Here is a 19278-nt window from a genome sequence, read left to right as displayed (position 1 = left end):
TGCGGGTGCGTGGGGGTACGCGTCCCTGGGGGCTCCGCCCCCAGACCCCCGTCGGCCCTGAAGGGCCTCGTCCTCAAACGCCGGACGGGCTGAAAGATCAAACCCCACCCGGCGAAAATCAGCCCCTCCGGCGTTTGAGGAGCGGGGGTCCGGGGGCTGGCCCCCGGAAGCGGGGTCGAAGGGGCAGCGCCCCTGGGGACGGGACGGGTAGGGGCGGCGGGGGCGAAGAACATCTCGCGGTACCTTCAACCTCACGCCGATGAGGGCCGATGAGGAGAGCCAACGTGAGCAAGTTCGTGCGGCCTGCAGCCGAGGGCGCGGACCCCTTCGGGACCGCCCGCCTCAGGCGAGGCGTACTCGACGCCTGGGCCACCAGCCCCGCCCGCTTCCGCGAGGACGCCAACGCCGAGGAGGACCTCGTCCTCGGCGGCTACCGCGACCGCCTCGTCGTCGAGCTCGCCCAGAACGCCGCCGACGCCGCAGCCCGCGCCGGCACCCCCGGCCGCCTCCGCCTCACCCTCCGCGACGGCGTCCTGGTCGCCGCCAACACCGGCGCCCCCCTGGACGCGACGGGCGTCGAGTCGCTGTCCACCCTCCGCGCCTCCGCCAAGCGGGACGCCCACGACACGGCGGTCGGCCGCTTCGGCGTCGGCTTCGCCGCCGTACTCGCCGTCACCGACGAGCCCGCGCTGGTCGGCCGCCACGGCGGCGTCCGCTGGTCCCTCGCCGAGGCCCGGGAGCTGGCCGCCGACACGGCACGGCACAGCCCGGGACTGGGGGACGAGATCCGCCGGCGCGACGGGCATGTCCCGCTCCTCCGGCTCCCCTTCGCCGCCGAGGGCACCGCCCCCGACCCGTACGACACCGCCGTCATCCTCCCGCTGCGCGACACGGCCGCCACCGACCTCGCCGAACGCCTCCTGGGCGCCGTCGACGACGCCCTCCTCCTCGCCCTGCCGGGTCTGGAGGAAGTGCTGATCGAGATCGGCGACGAGACCCCCCGCACGCTGCGCCGCACCGCCGACGGTCCCTTCACGGTCGTAGAGGACTCCGACCGCGGCACCACCCGCTGGCGTGCCGTCTCCGCGCACGGCACCCTCACCCCGGACCTGCTCGCCGACCGGCCCGTGGAGGAGCGGCTGCGCCCCCACTGGTCCGCCACCTGGGCCGTCCCGGTCGACGCCGACGGCAGCCCGGCCCGCCCCCGCACCAGCCCGTACGTGCACGCCCCCACCCCCAGCGACGAGCCCCTCGGCGTACCCGCCCTCCTCATCGCCTCCTTCCCCCTCGACACCACCCGCCGGCACGCGGCCCCCGGCCCCCTCACCGACTTCCTCGTGCAGCGCGCGGCGGACGCGTACGCCGAACTCCTCGCCGACTGGCGCCCGGTGACCGAGGGCATCATCGGCCTCGTCCCCGGCCCGCTGGGCAAGGGCGAGCTGGACGGCGCGCTGCGCCAGGCGATCCTGGAACGGCTGCCCCGGACTGCGTTTCTCCCGCCCGCCCCCCCGGCCTTCCTGCCCCCGGCCCTGGAACCCTCCGACGGCGACAAGGACCTGCCCGAGTCCCTGCGCCCTCGCGAGGCGGAGGTGGTGGAGGGCGCGGGCGCCGACACCGTACGGGTCCTGGCCGAGGTGCTGCCCACCCTCCTCCCCGCCGGCCTCGAACGGCGCGTGGAACTGCGGACGTTGGGCGTAGCCCGAGTCCCGCTGACGGACGCCGTGGACCGGTTGGCCGGGCTGGAGAAGGACCCCGGCTGGTGGCGGCGGCTCTACGACAGCCTCGCGGGCGTCGACCCCGACCGCCTTTCCGGCCTCCCCGTTCCGCTCGCCGACGGGCGTACGACCATCGGCCCCCGGCAGGTGCTGCTGCCGACCGCGGATGCCGCCGCCCGTATCGACCCGGAAGTGCTCGCCCGGCTCGGCCTGAAGGTCGCCCACCCGGATGCGGCGCACCCCCTCCTGGAGAAGCTCGGCGCGCTGCCCGCGACCCCGCGGGCGGTCCTCACGACCCCCCAGGTCCGCGCCGCCGTAGCGGCCTCCCTCGACGACGAGGGCGGCCTGGACTGGGAGCAGGACGCCCCCGACGCCGAGGAACTGGCCGACACGGTCCTCGCGCTCGTACGGGACGCGGCGCTGGAACCGGGCGACGAGCCGTGGCTCGGCGCCCTCGCCCTCCCCGACGAGGACGGGGAACCGGCCCCCGCCGGCGAACTGGTCTTCCCCGGCAGCCCCTTCCACCAGGTCATCAGGGAGGACGAACTCGCCACTGTGGACGCCGAGTTGGCCGAGCGATGGGGCGAACAGCCACTCGCCGCCTGCGGCGTGCTCGCCAACTTCGCACTGGTACGGGCGACGGACGTGGTGTTGGACCCCGACGAACTGGAGCCCCGCGAGGGCGACTTCGCCGAGCCCGACGACGCGGGCCTCCTCGACGCCGTGGACGTGTGGAGCGAGGACGTCCTCGACCGCTTCCCGGACACCCCCGTACCCCCGGTCGCCACCGAACTGATCGCCGTACGCGACCTGGACCTGGTGGACGACGACAAGTGGCCCCAGGCCCTGGCCCTGCTCGCCCAGCCGCCTCTGCGCGATGCGCTCACGCAACCCGTACGGATCCTGCTGCCGGACGGCACTCACGAGGTCGTACGCCCGTACACGGCATGGTGGCTGCGCGGCCACCCGGTCCTCGACGGCCGCCGCCCCGCGGGCCTCCTGGCGTCCGGCGGCGACCCCCTCCTCCGAGGCCTGTACGACGAGGCCGACGCGACCGGCTTCGACGACGAGCAGGTGCTGCGGGCGCTGGGCGTACGGACGTCGGTGTCGGCGTTGCTCGACGAGCCGGGCGGCGCGGCCGAGCTGCTGGACCGCCTGGCAGACCCGGAGCGGGAGGTATCGGGAGCCCAACTGCACGCCCTCTACGGCGCGTTGGCCGACCTGGACCCCGACCAGGTGACCCTCCCGGACGAACTTCGTGCCGTCGTGGACGGCCGCGTCGAGGTGGTGGACGCGACCGAAGCGATGGTCGTCGACTCCCCGGACCTACTGCCCTTCACCGAGGGCGTCCCCCTGCTCCCGGTCCGCCCCGCGCGGGCCGCCGAACTGGCGGAACTGTTCCAGGTGCGGCGACTGAGCGAGTCCATCACGGGCGAGGTGAACTCCGAGGGCACCGAACACGACGTACCGGACTCGGTACGGGTGCTACTGGGCGCCCGCACCCCCGCGACGTACGTCGAGCACGAGGAACTCTTCGTCGACGGCATGGAACTGGACTGGCGCCTGCCCGGCGACGGGGTGCTGCACGCAGCCACCCTGGAGGGCGTCGCCGCCGGCCTGGCCTGGGCTTCCGGCCAGTGGCCCCGGCGCTTCGAGGTGGCGGCCCTGCTGGAGGATCCGTCGCGGACGGAGGAGCTGGCGCGGGATCGCTGGTTCGACTGACAACGACGTGCAGTAACCCACACGCACTGAGCACAACGGCCGCCCCACCAGTGTCTCGCCGGTGGGGCGGCCGTCTGTCCTGCGCCGACTCGCCTACGCCGTCTCGCGCTCGGTCAGGAACTCGATCAGTAGGGCGAACAGGTGGTCGACCGCCGGCTGTTGCTGGCTCTCCGCCAGCGATTTCCAGTGCCGGATGCCGGTTCCGGGGAACGCGTCCTCGAGGACGAGCGGGATCCACATGAAGCTGCTCTCCTCACCCTTGCGGGCGAGAAGCCACTCGCGGAACCCGGCCAGCAGCCTCCCTGACGTGCCCACGTCGATCCCCAGGACGAGCATGGCCGTCGGGTAGTAGGTGCCGTCCAGACCGAACATCCCGGGCCTGTCGCGGATGGCCTCGATGCAGTCCTTGTCGTTCACACGCCTCCTAGAGCTCGAAGCGGTCCAGGTCCAGTGCGCCATTGTCCCGCCCTCGGACATGGACCCCGAGGGCGGCCGTATCTCCGTGCTTCACCAGGGCTTCGTAATGCCCGAACAAAAATCCGCGTCAGTCGTACAACCTTGCACAACCGTCACGGATCTGACCCCGTGAGCCAACAGGCTCCACGATCACTTTCTCCACTTGGGGAACACATGCGCATACGTGCCACTGTGGCCGCCGTCTCCGGCGCCCTGGCCATCTCCGCCTTCGCCGTGCCGGCCTCGCAGGCCGCCGACGCCGCCACGTCGTACAAGGCGGAGGCCGCGAAGATCTTTGCCGCGCACTCCGGCAAGACCGCGTTCAGCACCGCCGCCGCGACCGACCTCGGCGTCACCTTCTCCGACCTCAAGATCGCCAAGGCGATCAAGGTCGGCACCACGAACCACGTCGCCACCACGGTCACCTACACGCTGACCCACGGGGCGAACTACGACATCAACTCCAGCGACTTCGACAGCGGCCCGGTCATCTACAAGGGCAGCTCGGTCACCAGCGCCGAGAACGTGCTCGGCGGCGAGCTGCCCGCGACCTGCACGGCCACCTCGGACACCACCGCCACCTGCAAGGGCAACATCGACATCTTCCCGTTGAACGAGGACGGCACCGCCGGCGACCTGCTCAACTCGGACGCGGGCAAGTGGTCGGCCGGCGCGCTCGCCCTGCAGTACAGCACCGGGGACTACTCCGTGCAGGGCGACCTCGGCACCACCCTCCTCCAGCGCTACTCCAAGCTGACCGTCAACGCCGGTCCTGAGCCGGTGGCGAAGGGCAAGACCATCACCTCCACCGGCAAGCTGTCGCGCGCCAACTGGGAGGACAACAAGTACCACGGCTACACCAACCAGCCGGTCAAGCTGCAGTTCCGCAAGGCCGGTACGAGCACCTACACCACCATCAAGACGGTGTACTCCGACTCGTACGGCAACCTGAAGGCCACCGCCACCGCGCAGGCGGACGGCTACTGGCGCTTCAGCTTCGCGGGTACGACCACGACCCCGGCGGTCAGCGCCACCGGCGACTTCGTCGACGTGCGGTAGGCACCCGCACCCGCTAAGCGGGCACGCGGCGGTCGACCACCCTCCACAGCAACTCCAGGGCGACCGCCGCCACCGCCGCGATGCCGACCGCGACCCACGGCATCGTGACGCCGACCAGCTTCAGCGCGAAGAAGTGCTGGAGCGACGGCACGATCAGTACGAAGAGGAACGCCACGCCCATCGAGGCGACCAGGACGATCCGCCACCAGGTGTAGGGGCGGGCGATGATCGCCAGGACCCACATCGAGATCAGGAACAACGTGAGCGTCGCGGCGCTGGTCTCGGCGTCCAACTGGCCAGGCCCGGTGTAGTAGTGACGGGCGATCAGATACGTCACGAAGGTCGCCACCGCGGCCACCACCCCGCCCGGGATCGAGTACCGCATCACCCGCCGTACGAAGTGCGGCCTCGCCCGTTCCTTGTTGGGGGCCAGGGCGAGGAAGAAGGCCGGGACGCCGATGGTCAGGGTGGAGAGCAGGGTCAAGTGCCTCGGCAGGAAGGGGTATTCGACCTGCCAGCAGACCACCAGGATCGCCAGCAGCACCGAGTAGACCGTCTTCACCAGGAACAGGGTGGCCACTCGGGTGATGTTGCCGATGACCCGCCTGCCCTCCGCCACCACCGAGGGCAGCGTCGCGAAGCTGTTGTTCAGCAGCACGATCTGGGCCACGGCCCGGGTGGCCTCGGACCCGGAGCCCATCGACACGCCGATGTCGGCGTCCTTCAGGGCCAGTACGTCGTTCACGCCGTCGCCGGTCATCGCGACCGTGTGCCCGCGGGACTGCAGCGCGCCCACCATGTCCCGCTTCTGCTGCGGGGTGACCCGCCCGAACACCGTGCCCTTGTCGAGGGACTTCGCCATCTCCTCCTGCTCGGAGGGGAGGTGGCGTGCGTCCACGGTCGTGCCGGTCAGCCCCAGCTTGGCGGCCACCGCGCCGACCGACACGGCGTTGTCGCCGGAGATGACCTTGGCGCGGACGTCCTGGTCGGCGAAGTAGCGCAGGGTGTCGGCCGCGTCGGGGCGCAGGCGCTGTTCGAGGACGACGAGGGCGGCGGGCCCGGCGCCCCTCGCGGGCTCGGGATCGTCGAGGTCGTGGGCGGCCCGGGCGAGCAGCAGCACCCGTAGGCCCTGCTCATTGAGCCGCCCTGTCTCCGCGAGCGCCGGATCGCCGTCGGCCAGCAGCACGTCGGGCGCCCCCAGCAGCCAGGTACTGGACTCGCCGTTGCCCTCGCTGAAGGTGGCGCCGCTGTACTTGCGGGCGGAGGAAAAGGGCAGGGACTCGGTGCAGCGCCAGTCCTCGACGTCCGGGTAGGCGTCGATGATCGCCTGGAGGGAGGCGTTGGGGCGCGGGTCGGACTCGCCGAGGGCGCCGAGGACCTTGCGTACGTACGCCTCGTCGGTGCCCTGCAGGGGCCTGAGCTCGGTGACGTCCATGCCGCCCTCGGTGAGGGTGCCGGTCTTGTCGAGGCAGACGGTGTCGATACGGGCGAGGCCCTCGATCGCCGGGAGTTCCTGGACCAGGCATTGTTTTCGGCCAAGCCGGATGACACCTATCGCGAAGGCGACGGACGTCAACAACACCAGTCCCTCCGGGACCATGGGCACGATCCCGCCGACCGTCCGCGCGACCGAGTCCTTGAAGCCGTGCTCCTTGACCACCAGTTGGCTGATGACCAGGCCGATCGCGGTCGGGATCATCATCCACGTCACGTACTTGAGGATCGTGGAGATGCCGGTGCGGAGTTCGGAGTGGACGAGGGTGAAGCGGGAGGCTTCTTCGGCGAGCTGGGCGGCGTAGGCCTCGCGGCCCACCTTGGTGGCCTTGAAGGTGCCGCCGCCGGCGACCACGAAGCTGCCCGACATGACCTGGTCCCCGGGCTTCTTGACCACCGGGTCGGCCTCGCCGGTGAGCAGCGACTCGTCGATCTCGAGGCCGTCGGCCTCGACGCACACCCCGTCGACCACGGCCTTGTCCCCCGGCCCGATCTCGATCAGGTCGTCCAGCACGATCTCCGAGGTGCTGATCGCGGCGGCCACCCCGTCCCGCCGTACCGTGGGCCGCGACTCCCCGATCACCGCCAGCGAGTCCAGGGTCTTCTTGGCCCGCCACTCCTGGATGATGCCGATGCCGGTGTTGGCGATGATCACGTACCCGAACAGGCTGTCCTGGAACGGCGCGACGAACAGCATGATCAGCCACAGCACGCCGATGATCGCGTTGAACCGGGTGAAGACGTTCGCCCGGACGATCTCGCCCATCGACCGGCTGCTGCGCACCGGAACGTCGTTGACCTGCCCCCGCGCGACCCGCTCGGCCACCTCGGCCGCGGTCAGGCCCCGCGTCGTCGCCGGAACGGGTACGGGGTGCACAGGGTCGAGCTCCGCGCCCGCGTCGATGTGCGTCATGCATCCGACGGTACGTGTGGATTTACGGCTTCACCCGCCGAGTGCCCGGAAGATCCGACCTGGGGAGGAGCGAACTCGTGCGGTGGTTGTACGGGCTGTTCGGTACGGGCTATTCGGCCGGCTCCGACTCCAGTGCCGCCGCCCGCTTGATCGCCGCGTCCCGCTTCCTGACGAACCAGACGCCGTACAGCCCCAGCACGCCTCCGGCCAGGCAGGTCCACAGCCACCACAGGTGCCCGTGGTCGTCGAACCAGCCGTAGAAGGGGAGCTGCACCAGGAAGAGGACGAACCAGAGGATCGTGCCGCCGGTGATGGTGGCGACCACGGGGCCCTCAAGGGGCTCCGGCGCCTCGTGCTTGGGGGTCCACTTCGCCATGGGGACAGCTTACGAGGCGATCACATCTACGCGCGGAGATAGCGCCCAAGGGTTCATATGTTCATACTGAAACAGTTTCCGTGTGTCCACTTCTGCTCGTAGGAACCTCTGAATGCCCACCTCGGCCCCCACCAAGGTCCCCGCCCCCGACCAGCCGGGGGCCCGGCCGGCATCCGGCGCCCTCGACCGCTACTTCAAGATCTCCGAGCGCGGCAGCACCCTGCCGCGCGAGATCCGCGGCGGTTTCGCCACCTTCTTCGCGATGGCCTACATCATCGTGCTGAACCCGATCATCCTGGGCAGCGCGAAGGACATGTACGGGCACCAGCTCGACAACGGCCAGCTGGTCACGGCGACGGCGGTGACGGCGGCGTTCACCACCCTGCTCATGGGTGTCGTCGGCAATGTGCCGATCGCGCTCGCCGCCGGTCTGGGTGTGAACTCGGTTGTCGCCCTGCAGCTCGCCCCCCGGATGTCCTGGCCGGACGCCATGGGCATGGTGGTCCTGGCGGGCTTCATCGTGATGCTGCTCGTCGCCACAGGTCTGCGTGAGCGCGTCATGAACGCCGTGCCCTACAGCCTCCGCAAGGCGATCTCCATCGGCATCGGCCTGTTCATCATGCTGATCGGCCTGGTCGACTCCGGCTTCGTCTCCCGGATCCCGGACGCCGCCCACACCACCGTCCCGCTCCAGCTCGGCGCCGACGGCCACCTCAACGGCTGGCCGGTCCTGGTCTTCATCCTGGGCGCCCTGCTCACCCTCGCGCTCATCGTCCGCAAGGTCTCCGGCGCGATCCTGATCTCGATCGTCACGATGACGGTCCTCGCGGTGATCATCGACTCCGTCGCGAAGATCCCGACCTGGGGCCTCACGACGCCCAAGTGGCCCGGCAACCCGGTCGCCACCCCGGACTTCGGCCTGATCGGAAAGGTCAGCCTGTTCGGCGGCTTCTCCCACGTCGGCGTGCTGACCGGCATCCTCTTCGTCTTCACCGTGCTGCTGTCGTGCTTCTTCGACGCGATGGGCACGATCATGGGCGTCAGCGACGAGGCCAAGCTGACCGACGCCCAGGGCTATATGCCGGGCATCAACAAGGTCCTGTTCGTCGACGGCCTCGCGGTCGCGGCGGGCGGCGCCAGCTCCTCCTCGGCCACCACCGCGTTCGTGGAGTCCACGGCGGGTGTCGGCGAAGGGGCCCGCACGGGCTTCGCGAACGTCGTCACCGGCGGACTGTTCACCATCGCCCTGTTCCTGACCCCCGTCGCCACGATGGTCCCGTCCCAGGCGGCCACCCCGGCCCTGCTCGCGGTGGGCTTCCTGATCCTGGCCGGTTCGGTCAAGGAGATCGACTGGGCCGACTACACGCTCGCCGTCCCCGCCTTCGTGACGATGGTGATGATGCCGTTCACCTACTCGATCACCAACGGCATCGGCATGGGCTTCATCACCTTCGTGGTGCTGCGCCTGGCGGTCGGACGGGCCCGGGAGATCCCGGTGGCGATGTACGTCGTCGCGGCCGTGTTCGGCTTCTACTACCTGATGCCTGCCCTGGGTCTGACCTGACCGGCGGGTGTCAGTTGACGCCGTAGAACCTCTCCGTCTCCTCGACGGCGGCCTGGAACCGCTCGTCGAAGTCGTCCCGAATGAGCGTCCGGACCACATAGTCCTGGACGCTCATTCCCCTTTTCGCAGCGCGGTCCCGGAGCCGGTCGAGCAGCTCCCCGTCTATCCGCAGGCTGAGCACATGTGTCCCCATGACCACGAGGTTCGCCGCACGATGGCGGACGCTGGGTCACTTTCCGGAGCCGGGTCACTCATATGAGTGACGCTGTGTTTGCGGGAGGAACCCCCGGCCCCCCGGGTTCAGTGGCGGGAGTCACGGGCATTCGGCGCGTCACACCTGGTCCTTAGCGAGAGTAATGAGTTACTCTAAAGACATGCCGGACCTTAGCCATGGCGACGACGCGGCCGCCGTGAACTCCCTTCGATCAGCTGTCATGCGGCTGTCCCGTCGCCTCAAGCACCAGCGGGTCGACGAGTCGCTCAGCCCCACCGAGATGTCGGTGCTGGGCACCCTGTCCCTCTGCGGGAAGGCCACCCCGGGCGAACTCGCCCGCAAGGAGCACGTGCAGCCGCCCTCGATGACCCGCATCGTCGCGCTGCTCGAGGCCAAGGGGCTGGTCCGGCTGGAGCCGCACCCCGAGGACCGGCGCCAGAAGGTCGTCACCAAGACCGAGCAGGCCGAGGCCATGCTCGCGGAGAGCCGCGCCAAGCGGAACGCGTTCCTGGCCAACCTGGTCGACGGCCTCGACGAGGACGAGTGGGCGAAACTGCGCGCCGCCGCCCCCGTGCTGGAGAAGCTCGCGCATCTGTAAGCCACAACGAGGAGGCGAACCCTTTTGAGTACGGGACCCGGAGCAGACTCCGCACCCGCACCGACACCTACTACCCCTGTTCCTCCCCCCGTTTCTCCCCCTGTTCCTCCGCCTGTTTCACCCTCGGTTTCCCGCAAGTCCTCGATGTTCAGCTCGCTGAAGATCCGGAACTACCGCCTCTTCTTCGCCGGCCAGGTCGTCTCCAACATCGGCACCTGGATGCAGCGCATCGCCCAGGACTGGCTGGTCCTGAGCCTCACCGGCTCCGCCACCGCCGTCGGCGTCACGACGGCACTGCAGTTCCTGCCGATGCTGCTCTTCGGCCTCTACGGCGGCGTCCTCGTCGACCGCCTGCCCAGGCGCCGCACGCTGCTCGTCACGCAGACCTCGATGGCCGTCACCGGCATCGCGCTCGCCGTGCTCACCCTCTCCGGCCACGTCCAGGTCTGGCACGTCTACCTCGCCGCCTTCGCCGCAGGCCTCGCCACGGTCGTCGACAACCCGGCCCGCCAGTCCTTCGTCTCCGAGATGGTCGGCCCGGACCAGCTGCAGAACGCGGTCAGCCTCAACTCCGCCAACTTCCAGTCAGCCCGACTGGTCGGCCCCGCCGTCGCCGGCCTGATGATCACCGGCGTGGGCACCGGCTGGGCGTTCCTCTTCAACGGACTGTCGTTCGTCGCCCCGGTCGCCGGCCTGCTGCTGATGCGGGCGCGCGAGCTGCACGTCGTCGAGCGGGCGCCGCGCGGAAAGGGCCAGCTGCGCGAGGGACTCCACTACGTCGCCGGGCGCCCGGACCTGATCTGGACGATCGTCCTGGTCGGGTTCATCGGCACCTTCGGCTTCAACTTCCCGGTCTACCTCTCGGCCTTCGCAAACGACGTCTTCCATGCGGGCGCGGGCTCCTACAGCCTCTTCAACACGCTGATGGCGGTCGGTTCGCTGGCGGGTGCCCTGCTCGCCGCCCGGCGCGGCACGGCCCGGATGCGCATCCTGATCGCGGCGGCGGTGGCCTTCGGCGCGATGGAGATCGTCGCCGCGACCGCCCCCTCGCTCTGGCTGTTCGCCCTGCTCATGGCCCCGATCGGCATGTTCGGCATGACGGTCAACGTCACCGCCAACACCAGCATCCAGATGGGCACCGACCCGGCCATGCGCGGCCGGGTCATGGCCCTCTACATGATGGTCTTCCTCGGCGGATCCCCGATCGGCGCACCCATCGCGGGCTGGATCACGGACTCGTACGGCGTCCGGGCGGGCCTCGCCGTCGGCGGCGCGATCGCCGCGGCGGCCGCCGTCACCATCGGCGTGCTCCTGGCCCGGGTGGGCAATCTGCGCCTGTCGGTCGGCTGGAACCGCGGCCACCCGCAGGTGCGGTTCGTGCCGCGGGAGCGGCAGGAGGAGCTGGCCGCGGTGGCCTGACGGCTGTGCGACGGCTGCTTCGGCCCGGGGCAGGGGTCACAGCCTCCGGGCCAGCACCTGCCCTGGCCACTCGTGCTCGCCGACGGTGTAGGCCTCGGTGCGGACGAAGCCGTTGCTCTCGTAGTAGCGGACGAGCTTGCCGTCGTCGCCGGCGTAGCAGTCGACCCGCAGCAGGGAGATGCCGGCGCGCCTGGTCTCCTCGGCGGCGTGCGTGAGCAGGGCGCTGCCCAGGCCGTGCCCCTTGAAGCGGCGGTCGGAGGCGAGCCAGTGGATGTAGTGCTCGGGCTCGCCGGGCGGCGGGAGGTGGGAGAGGTAGGAGCCGGGCTCGCCGGTGAGGGTGAGGGTCGCGGCGGGCACGCCGTCGACCTCGGCTATGTACGCGGTGCCCTCCTCCATGTAGCCCCGGACCGATTCCACCGTCTTCGGCTGCTGCGACAGGGGCTTCGTGCCCCACTGGCGGGTACGGCCCTGGGCCACCAGCCACTCCACGCAGCTGTCGAGCATGCCGAGCATTGCGGGCATGTCGTCGGGTCCGCCTTCTCTGATGCTGATCTCCATGGCCCCATGGTGGCAGGCTGGTGCGCATGAGACTCTTCGCCGCGGTGCTGCCCCCCGAGCGGGTCGTCGATGAACTCGCCGCGGAAGTGGCCGAGTTGAAGAAGCTGCCCGGTTCGCTTCGCTGGACGGGGCGGCCAGGGTGGCACTTCACGCTCGCGTTCTACGGAGAGGTCGACGACGGCGTCGTGGCCGATCTGTCGGATCGGCTGGAGCGGGCGGCGCGGCGATCCGAGCCCTTTGCGCTGGCCTTGCGGGGCGGTGGGCAGTTCGGGCGCGGGCGGGCGTTGTGGGTGGGGGCGGAGGGGGATCTGGGGGCGCTGAGACTGTTGGCCGAACGTGCCGAGGCGGCGGCCCGCAAGGCGGGCGTGGCCATGGACGAGCACCGCCGCTACAAGGCGCACCTGACGGTGGCGCGGAGTCGGGACGCCGTGGACGTACGGCCGTACGTCGCGGCTCTGGGGGAGTTCACGAGCCGTACGTGGACGGTGGGGGAGCTGGTGCTGGTGCGCAGCAACCTGCCGAGGTCCGGGGTGCCGGGGGAGCAGCCCCGTTACGAGGCGGTCGCCCGTTGGGCGCTTGGCGGGGCCGGTTAGGCTCGGGAGCGTGGACCCGAAAACCCGGAACCGGATCATGGCCGGTGTGCTTGTTCTTTTGCTTGTGGTGGTTGTCGTCGCTGCGGCGGTCAGGTAGCGGGGAACTGCGGCCGGTTCTTCGGCTGCGGGCCGGATGTGGCCGGTCGCGCAGTTCCCCGCGCCTCTTCAGGGCGTTGCCCCTACCGGCGCTACCAGGCGAAGGCCTCCGGGGACGGGCCCGGGCCCGGGAAGATCTCGTCGAGGCCGGCCAGGAGCTCGTCCGACAGCTCCAGCTCCACCGCCCTGATCGCTGACTCCAGCTGTTCTGCCGTGCGCGGGCCGACGATCGGGCCCGTCACGCCCGGGCGGGTGAGGAGCCAGGCCAGGGCGGCCTCGCCGGGCTCGACGCCGTGCTTGTCGAGCAGGTCCTCGTACGCCTGGATCTGGGCGCGGATGGTGGTGTTGGCGAGGGAGTCCGCGGCCCGGCCGCTCGCCCGGCGCCCGCCCTCGACCTCCTTCTTGATGACGCCGCCGAGCAGTCCGCCGTGGAGGGGGGACCAGGGAATGACTCCGAGGCCGTACTCCTCCGCGGCCGGAATGACCTCCATCTCGGCGCGGCGTTCGGCGAGGTTGTAGAGGCACTGCTCGCTGACGAGACCGATGGTGCCGCCGCGGTGGGCGGCGATCTCGTTGGCCTGCGCGATCTTGTACCCGGGGAAGTTGGAGGACCCGACGTACAGGATCTTGCCCTGCTGGACCAGAACGTCGATCGCCTGCCAGATCTCCTCGAAGGGAGTGCGGCGGTCGACGTGGTGGAACTGGTAGATGTCGATGTGGTCGGTCTGCAGCCGCTTCAGGCTGGCGTCGACCGCGCGTCGGATGTTGAGCGCGGAGAGCTTGTCGTGGTTCGGCCAGGCGTCGCCGTCGGCGGCCATGTTGCCGTACACCTTGGTGGCGAGGACGACCTTGTCGCGCCGCTCGCCTCCCTTGGCGAACCAGTTCCCGATGATCTCTTCCGTACGGCCCTTGTTCTCGCCCCAGCCGTACACGTTGGCGGTGTCGAAGAAGTTGATGCCGGCGCCGAGCGCCGCATCCATGATCGCGTGGCTGTCGGCCTCGTTCGTCTGCGGTCCGAAGTTCATCGTGCCGAGGACCAGTCGGCTGACCTTGAGTCCGGTGCGTCCGAGCTGCGTGTACTTCATGACCACCTAGCCAACGACGTGGAGTGCGCTCTAGGCAAGGGAGCTTGGGGATGCGTCGGGGATGCATCGGAGATGCGTTGGCGATGCTCGGAGATCTTGACGCTAACTGGCAGTTAGTGCTTTCCTGTGGGAAGCGTGCGCTTGAACTTTCAATATCTATTCCCGGAGAGCCACATGCCCCCCACCACCTCCGTCCGCAGGGCGCTTGTCGCCTTCGTCGCCTCCGCCGCCGTGCTGGGTGCCGCCGCCGTTCCGGCCGTCGCGGCGCCGCGCGTCGCTTCCGCGGGTCACGCCGGTTACGGCGGCTACGGGGATTCAGCCCGCCTCGGCTACCAGAAGGCCGTTGCCGCCCGTGTCCTCAAGGGTGTGTTCGAGCGCGGGGACACCGCGGTCGTGGACCGTTTCGTACGGCCGGACTACATCCAGCACAACCCGCTCGCGCCGGACGGGGCGGAGACGCTGAAGAACCTCGCCGTCTCGGTGCACAAGCAGTTCCCCGACGCCAAGTACGACATCAAGCGGGTGATCTCCGAGGGCGACCTCGTCCTGGTGCACTCGAACGTCGTCCTGACGCCTGGCACGCGGGGCTCCGCGGTGTTCGACATCTTCCGCTTCCAGGACGGGAAGATCGCCGAGCACTGGGACGTGGGGCAGTCGGTGCCGGACAAGTCCGCCAACGGCAACGACATGTTCTCGACGGTGAGTTGGCCGCGGACGGAGCAGCCGGGGCCGGGCTTTCTCACGGCGTACAACAAGAAGCTGGTGACGGCCGCGTTCGACCAACTGCTGGTGAAGAAGGATCTGTCGGCGATCGACCGTTACTGGGGGCCCGAGTACGACCAGCACAACCCCAACATCGCGGATGGCGTGGCGGGCGTGAAGTCAGGGCTGGGTGCGTATTTCAAGCAGTTCCCGCAGCTGACGGTCACGCCGAAGCGGGTCATCGCCGAGGGTGATCTGGTCGCCGTCCACAGCCACTACGTGAACGCGCCGGGGGAGCGGGGGCAGGCGATCGTGGATCTGTTCCGGGTGCGGTGCGGGAAGATCGTCGAGCACTGGGATGTGATCCAGGACGTGCCGGCGACTTCGGCGAACGGCAACGGGATGTTCTAGCGGGATGTTCTAGAGGGACTTCAGGAACGTCGACCAGGTGGTGGGGGCGACTTCGAGGACGGGGGCCGTCGGGTTCTTGGAGTCGCGGATGTGGATGGTGGTGGGGGTGAGGGCTGCTTCGAGGCACTCGCCCCCTTGGCTGCCGCTGTAGCTCGACTTGGTCCAGCTCAGAGCGACCTCGACGCACTCGCCGCCCTGGCCGCTGCTGTAGCTGCTCTTGAACCAGTCCAGGTCCGTGCTCATAGCCTGCCTGCCACCTCGCTGATCAACTGCGCCGACTCCTCGGGGTTGAGGGCCTGCGCTCGCAGAATGCCATACCGCGCGAACATGTGGCCCAGGTCTGGCTGTTCGCTGACGAAGTAGCCATTGCTGGGGCCTTCGACGTACGCGATCCGGTCGGGCTCGTCCGCCTCAAGCAGGATCATGGGGCCGTCGAGCCCGGCATGGATCTGGCGGTCGGTCGGCATGACCTGTACCTCGATGTTGCGGCGCTGACCGATGTCGAGAAGGTGGCCCAACTGCTCCTTGAGCGACTGCTCGCCGCCTAGGGGGCGCTTGAGGATGTGCTCCTCCAGTACGAAGCCCACGAACGGCGCGGGTTTGTGCTCCAAGACCCGCTGCCGGTCGAGACGGGCGGCCACGCGGGACTCGATTTCGTCGTCCTCCAGGGGTGGGCGGTAGACGTCGAAGGTTGCCCGGGCGTAGGCCTCGGTCTGAAGTAGGCCCGGGATCACGTGGTTGGCGTACATGTAGATCGCGGTCGCCTTCGCCTCCAACTCGGCGTAGTCCTCGAACCACGACGGGAATCGGCTTGCCTTCAGCTTCCTGGCCGCCGCCAGAAGTGCACCTTGTGCACCCAGCACCTCGTCCGCGATCTCGACGAACCTGCCCTTGGGCGGTCGCTCTCCCCGCTCCACCATGGCCACTTGGGACTTGGAGTACCCGACGTATCCGCCCAGCTTGTCCTGCGTCATCCCCGCCCGTTCGCGATAGAACCGCAGCAACGAGCCGAACATCTCCAGGTTCCCCGAACCGCGTTCACTGGAGTGCACACCGACCTCCCCAACTGCACAGCCCCGCACCACCATTGCGAACCCCTGGTCACAGTATGTGAGCACCCTGTTGCATTTGCGGCATGAACGAGAGAATTGCCGCCCCCTGGATCCCGACCTGGATCCCCGCCTCCGGCCACGCCCTCCGGCATGCCGGTATCCACTTCGACGCCGTACGCATCGGAGGTGGGCTGGGGGAACGTATCGCCACAGAGCTGGTGCTGCGCACGGACTTCGACGCCGGCCCGATCGTCCGGGAGTTCACCGGCGAGCGGTACCTGTACTTCCTGTTGCCTCCGCAAACCGCATCCGGCTTCCGATGGCCCCCGGGCGTACGAGCGTTGACGCGCGGTGACGGCACCTTGGCCTACGTGGGCGTGCCGGCGCTGAGTGGTCAGACGTGGCCGCTGGGGTGGAGGTCGGTGCCGTCGGAGGGGGTGCGGTTCGTGGCGGGGGAGTTGTTGGCGGAGGCGGTGGTCAGCTGTGCAGCGTGACGAACACGGCCCGGGCGCGGGCGTCGCCCGCTGCCTGCCAGGCGCCGGTGACGTGGCCGAGTACGCCCTCCGGGGAGAGCGACGTAGGGCGTAGGACGCGGTGCACGCGTACCAACTTGCCATCTCCCACGCGGAGTTCGGTGCTCTCGGTGGTGTCCGTGACGCTGGAGAGCGGGCCCTCGACGGAGGGGCAAGCGGCCGTGCTGGCGCGGGTGACCTCGTGGTCGGGGGTGTCGGTGATGCTCTGCGCCATGGCCTGGGTCCGGCCCTCGATCAGGGCCAGGAGCTCGGCGAGGAGTACCGGGTCGTGGCAGCCGTCGTAGGCCCAGCGCTTGCCCAGTACGCCGTGCTCCATGGTGCCGACGAGGGCGTGCTCCGCGCCGTCGAGCGGGGCGCCGCGGTAGGTGAGCGGCACGAGGTAGGCGACCGGGGCGGGGCCCGACGCGTCGGTGGCGACCATGAACTCGATGCCGACCTCGCTCGCCGGGTCGTCCAGCCGGAAGCCGCCGGCCTTGGTCAACTCCGGTGTGGCCGGGCCGCCTTGGTACCAGGGGCGGGTGGGCAGCCAGCTGGTGAGCAGTTCGACCTTGGTGGGCTTGAGGGTGGTGTGGTGGATGATCGCCATACGACGGGATTCTGTCAGTCAGTCGCGGGGGAACTCATCCGTTTTGAGGGCGAGACCCAGGTGGGTGGTGGTCATGTCGACCTCCGTTCCGAAGGTGACGGACAGCTCGCTGACGTACTCGCCGCTCTTGGGCTGGGTGTACAGGTGGCACTTGCCCTGGTAGGGGTCGGCGATGAAATAGACGGGGACCTCGGCGACGGCGTAGGCGGTCTTCTTGGGGCCGTAGTCGTTGGCGGCTGTGTCCTTGGAGATGACCTCGGCTACGAACTCGATGTCCTGATAGCGCCAACGCCCCTTGTCGTCCTTCACCGAACGCTCGGCCACCGCCGCTACGTCACACGCGAAGCCGTTCAGGTGGCCGGGGAAGTCGATCCTCACGTCTGACGCCAGCCGCGTGCGGGGGTACTTGGCGCGCAGCTGCTCCAGGATGCCGAAGATGATCTGGAAGTGAGTGTGCCGCTGCGGTGACATGAAGATGTTTCCCCCGACGATCTCGACCTTCGTTCCCTCGGGGATGGGCATCTTCTCGAGCCACTCGAACATGACGTCCAGAGTGAGCTCGCCGCTCGCTTCGGCCATCTCGATCCTGCCTTCAAGGACGGTCATCGTGGCGCTCCTCCCCGGCTGCCCCATGGACGAGTGCAGCCGCGCAGTACAACGATACGCACGGTGAGCGAGACACGGGGCGGAGCTCCGCCGACGGGGACCGGCCCGCCAGGAATAAATGATCTTTCCTGTGCGAGAAGAATTCAAAAGACAAACTGCTCGATTCTTTACGTATTGAGGACAGTGCGGTCGGCTCGGATTACAAACGCTCTCGTCGATGTTTTCGTCAAATTGGCCTCACTCGTTTGCCGCGCATCCGGAGGAGGGGAGGCCGCGTTAGCGGAATATGGCGAAAGCAAGGTTCCTTAACCCGTACCGTTCCGGAGCGACAGCGGAGGACATGGCCGCCGCCCGTGCTGTGACAGTGGGGCGCTACACCTTCACGCCCGCCGCGGCGTACTCGGCGGCCGAGGCCTGCGGCACATTGCACGGAGACGGCGCACGGATCGAACTGCAGGTCACCGGGGCTGTGTTCACGGAGTTTCTGAGGACCCTGGACACGGCTCAGGAGGAACTCGGGCGGCGGTGGAACGATCAGGGACGGTCCGGCTGCCACGCGGGCACATGACGGGGGCGGACCTCCATGAACGACGAATACCTGGATCTTTCCTTCACGCCTCACGAACGGTATCCCGGTGACTACCCCACCGGGACGGCCACCGGCCGCCACCGGGGTCCCGCCGACGACATGTACTCCGCTGGGCCTTTGGTGGAGGGCTGGGACCCGGTCGAGGAACTCACCTCTCTCCTGCAGAATGCCGTGACGGCGGAGCAGGCCGGCGCCGCGTCTCCGCCGCGTCGCGAGCAGACGCCCGACCTCGACTTCACGGGCGAGTCGATGGACAACCTGGCGAAAATCACAGCCGAGTTGCCGCCCATCCGGCGCCGTTCCGTCCGGCATCGGAAAGTTCGTTTCCGATTCCGTCTGCGCTTCACTTGGTTGCAGACAGTCAGCTTTCTGATCGCCGCGCTCGCTGCCGTGATCGTGTCGATGGTGAGCGTCTTCGGCGGCATGGTGGCCTATGCGCCTCTGCGGCACGTCGCGTCGGCCACGCAGGGCGGCATGCTGACCTGGTGGCCGCTTCTGGTCTACGGCCCCTGGATGGTGGCCTCGCTCTCCATCCTGCGCAGCGCCCTTCACCAACGCCGGGCTGTGCACTCCTGGTTCGTCGTTCTGCTGTTCTCCTTCCTTGCGATGTCGCTCTGCGTGGCCGAGGCCGACAGGAGCTTCACCGGTATCGCCGCTGCCGCCCTGCCGACGCTCGCGTCCCTGGCGTGCTTCCAGCAGCTGGTCCGCCAGATCACTCTGACCCGGCCGCCGCGGCGAAACATCTCCCGCCACCGGCACCGCAACACGCCCGCAAATCAGAAATCCCCTGCAGCCAAGAGCGGTTCGGCCACTTCGAAGCCGCGGCGCTGATCAGCCGGCCCTTGCGGTCGTACCTGCCTCTTCCTTCGGGGCGCAAAAGGCTGACGTGGGGCGGGAGTTGGGGGTGCCTGGACGCAGTGCCGGCTTTCTCGTCGCG

Annotated in this window: 20 protein-coding genes; 10 read left to right on the top strand and 10 right to left on the bottom strand. The window is 69.2% G+C overall.

From position 1 onward, the window contains the following. The first annotated feature begins 284 nt into the window (after positions 1 to 284). Positions 285 to 3437 carry a sacsin N-terminal ATP-binding-like domain-containing protein gene (locus tag ACFY10_RS20815; protein WP_390666627.1) on the top strand — a complete coding sequence of 1051 codons (3153 nt, stop codon included), beginning with the start codon at positions 285 to 287 and terminating at the stop codon, positions 3435 to 3437. 93 nt (positions 3438 to 3530) lie between these two features. Here the strand turns inward: ACFY10_RS20815 and ACFY10_RS20810 are convergent, their stop codons facing one another. After that, positions 3531 to 3854 (bottom strand): hypothetical protein, encoded by a 324-nt coding sequence (locus tag ACFY10_RS20810; protein WP_390666626.1) that lies wholly within the window; start codon positions 3852 to 3854, stop codon positions 3531 to 3533. Positions 3855 to 4067: 213 nt separating this feature from the next. Here ACFY10_RS20810 and ACFY10_RS20805 point away from each other — a divergent pair, with 213 nt between their 5' ends. Further along, positions 4068 to 4952: a hypothetical protein gene (locus ACFY10_RS20805; protein WP_390666625.1), complete on the top strand. Its 885-nt coding sequence runs from the start codon at positions 4068 to 4070 to the stop codon at positions 4950 to 4952. 13 nt (positions 4953 to 4965) lie between these two features. Here ACFY10_RS20805 and ACFY10_RS20800 read toward each other — a convergent pair whose 3' ends face one another. After that, a complete protein-coding gene (locus tag ACFY10_RS20800) occupies positions 4966 to 7359 on the bottom strand; it encodes an HAD-IC family P-type ATPase (RefSeq protein ID WP_390666624.1) in 2394 nt (797 codons plus the stop codon). A 109-nt stretch (positions 7360 to 7468) separates the two neighbouring features. Further along, on the bottom strand, positions 7469 to 7735 hold the full coding sequence (locus ACFY10_RS20795; protein WP_390666623.1) for a DUF2530 domain-containing protein: 267 nt from the start codon (positions 7733 to 7735) through the stop codon (positions 7469 to 7471). A gap of 112 nt (positions 7736 to 7847) precedes the next feature. Between ACFY10_RS20795 and ACFY10_RS20790 the strand changes: the two genes are divergently transcribed. Beyond that, on the top strand, positions 7848 to 9299 hold the full coding sequence (locus tag ACFY10_RS20790; protein ID WP_390666622.1) for an NCS2 family permease: 1452 nt from the start codon (positions 7848 to 7850) through the stop codon (positions 9297 to 9299). Between the two features lie 10 nt (positions 9300 to 9309). Here the strand turns inward: ACFY10_RS20790 and ACFY10_RS20785 are convergent, their stop codons facing one another. Further along, positions 9310 to 9498, bottom strand: coding sequence for a ribbon-helix-helix protein, CopG family (locus ACFY10_RS20785; protein ID WP_390666621.1), 189 nt, complete (start codon positions 9496 to 9498; stop codon positions 9310 to 9312). A 175-nt stretch (positions 9499 to 9673) separates the two neighbouring features. Here ACFY10_RS20785 and ACFY10_RS20780 point away from each other — a divergent pair, with 175 nt between their 5' ends. Then, a complete protein-coding gene (locus tag ACFY10_RS20780; RefSeq protein ID WP_390666620.1) occupies positions 9674 to 10111 on the top strand; it encodes a MarR family winged helix-turn-helix transcriptional regulator in 438 nt (145 codons plus the stop codon). Between the two features lie 24 nt (positions 10112 to 10135). After that, positions 10136 to 11530 carry an MFS transporter gene (locus tag ACFY10_RS20775; protein WP_390666619.1) on the top strand — a complete coding sequence of 465 codons (1395 nt, stop codon included), beginning with the start codon at positions 10136 to 10138 and terminating at the stop codon, positions 11528 to 11530. A 36-nt stretch (positions 11531 to 11566) separates the two neighbouring features. Here ACFY10_RS20775 and ACFY10_RS20770 read toward each other — a convergent pair whose 3' ends face one another. Beyond that, complete coding sequence (locus tag ACFY10_RS20770) at positions 11567 to 12088, bottom strand: GNAT family N-acetyltransferase (RefSeq protein ID WP_390666618.1); 522 nt, start codon at positions 12086 to 12088, stop codon at positions 11567 to 11569. A 26-nt stretch (positions 12089 to 12114) separates the two neighbouring features. Between ACFY10_RS20770 and thpR the strand changes: the two genes are divergently transcribed. Then, positions 12115 to 12681 carry an RNA 2',3'-cyclic phosphodiesterase gene (thpR, locus tag ACFY10_RS20765; protein ID WP_390666617.1) on the top strand — a complete coding sequence of 189 codons (567 nt, stop codon included), beginning with the start codon at positions 12115 to 12117 and terminating at the stop codon, positions 12679 to 12681. A 188-nt stretch (positions 12682 to 12869) separates the two neighbouring features. On the opposite strand, the gene ACFY10_RS20760 is transcribed toward thpR, so the two are convergent. Continuing rightward, the gene (locus ACFY10_RS20760) at positions 12870 to 13862 is read right to left on the bottom strand and encodes an aldo/keto reductase (protein ID WP_390666616.1); all 993 of its coding nucleotides are present in this window, start codon (positions 13860 to 13862) and stop codon (positions 12870 to 12872) included. A 174-nt stretch (positions 13863 to 14036) separates the two neighbouring features. Here ACFY10_RS20760 and ACFY10_RS20755 point away from each other — a divergent pair, with 174 nt between their 5' ends. Beyond that, entirely contained in the window at positions 14037 to 14975 is a 939-nt protein-coding gene (locus ACFY10_RS20755; protein ID WP_390666615.1) for a nuclear transport factor 2 family protein, read from the top strand. A 9-nt stretch (positions 14976 to 14984) separates the two neighbouring features. Here the strand turns inward: ACFY10_RS20755 and ACFY10_RS20750 are convergent, their stop codons facing one another. Together ACFY10_RS20750 and ACFY10_RS20745 are read right to left on the bottom strand one after the other, a co-directional pair. Further along, on the bottom strand, positions 14985 to 15218 hold the full coding sequence (locus ACFY10_RS20750; protein WP_390666614.1) for a DUF397 domain-containing protein: 234 nt from the start codon (positions 15216 to 15218) through the stop codon (positions 14985 to 14987). Next, on the bottom strand, positions 15215 to 16027 hold the full coding sequence (locus ACFY10_RS20745) for a helix-turn-helix domain-containing protein (protein ID WP_390666613.1): 813 nt from the start codon (positions 16025 to 16027) through the stop codon (positions 15215 to 15217). The genes ACFY10_RS20750 and ACFY10_RS20745 overlap by 4 nt, the downstream gene beginning before the upstream one ends. An 83-nt stretch (positions 16028 to 16110) precedes the next feature. On the opposite strand from ACFY10_RS20745, the gene ACFY10_RS20740 reads away from it, so the two are divergent. Continuing rightward, the gene (locus ACFY10_RS20740) at positions 16111 to 16521 is read left to right on the top strand and encodes a hypothetical protein (protein WP_390666612.1); all 411 of its coding nucleotides are present in this window, start codon (positions 16111 to 16113) and stop codon (positions 16519 to 16521) included. On the opposite strand, the gene ACFY10_RS20735 is transcribed toward ACFY10_RS20740, so the two are convergent. Both ACFY10_RS20735 and ACFY10_RS20730 read right to left on the bottom strand, forming a co-directional pair. Beyond that, complete coding sequence (locus ACFY10_RS20735; protein ID WP_390666611.1) at positions 16505 to 17146, bottom strand: 1,4-alpha-glucan branching protein; 642 nt, start codon at positions 17144 to 17146, stop codon at positions 16505 to 16507. The two genes, ACFY10_RS20740 and ACFY10_RS20735, sit on opposite strands and share 17 nt — an antisense overlap. An 18-nt stretch (positions 17147 to 17164) precedes the next feature. Then, complete coding sequence (locus tag ACFY10_RS20730) at positions 17165 to 17752, bottom strand: Uma2 family endonuclease (protein WP_390666610.1); 588 nt, start codon at positions 17750 to 17752, stop codon at positions 17165 to 17167. Positions 17753 to 18092: 340 nt separating this feature from the next. On the opposite strand from ACFY10_RS20730, the gene ACFY10_RS20725 reads away from it, so the two are divergent. After that, positions 18093 to 18320: a hypothetical protein gene (locus tag ACFY10_RS20725; RefSeq protein WP_390666609.1), complete on the top strand. Its 228-nt coding sequence runs from the start codon at positions 18093 to 18095 to the stop codon at positions 18318 to 18320. 15 nt (positions 18321 to 18335) lie between these two features. After that, positions 18336 to 19172: a DUF2637 domain-containing protein gene (locus tag ACFY10_RS20720; protein ID WP_390666608.1), complete on the top strand. Its 837-nt coding sequence runs from the start codon at positions 18336 to 18338 to the stop codon at positions 19170 to 19172. The last annotated feature ends 106 nt before the right edge of the window (positions 19173 to 19278 follow it).

The organism is Streptomyces sp. NPDC001401, assembly GCF_042895385.1.
Taxonomy (GTDB): Bacteria; Actinomycetota; Actinomycetes; order Streptomycetales; family Streptomycetaceae; genus Streptomyces.
The sequence above is the reverse complement of the archived record's forward strand: the minus strand, read 5'-3'. Positions and strand labels throughout refer to the sequence as shown.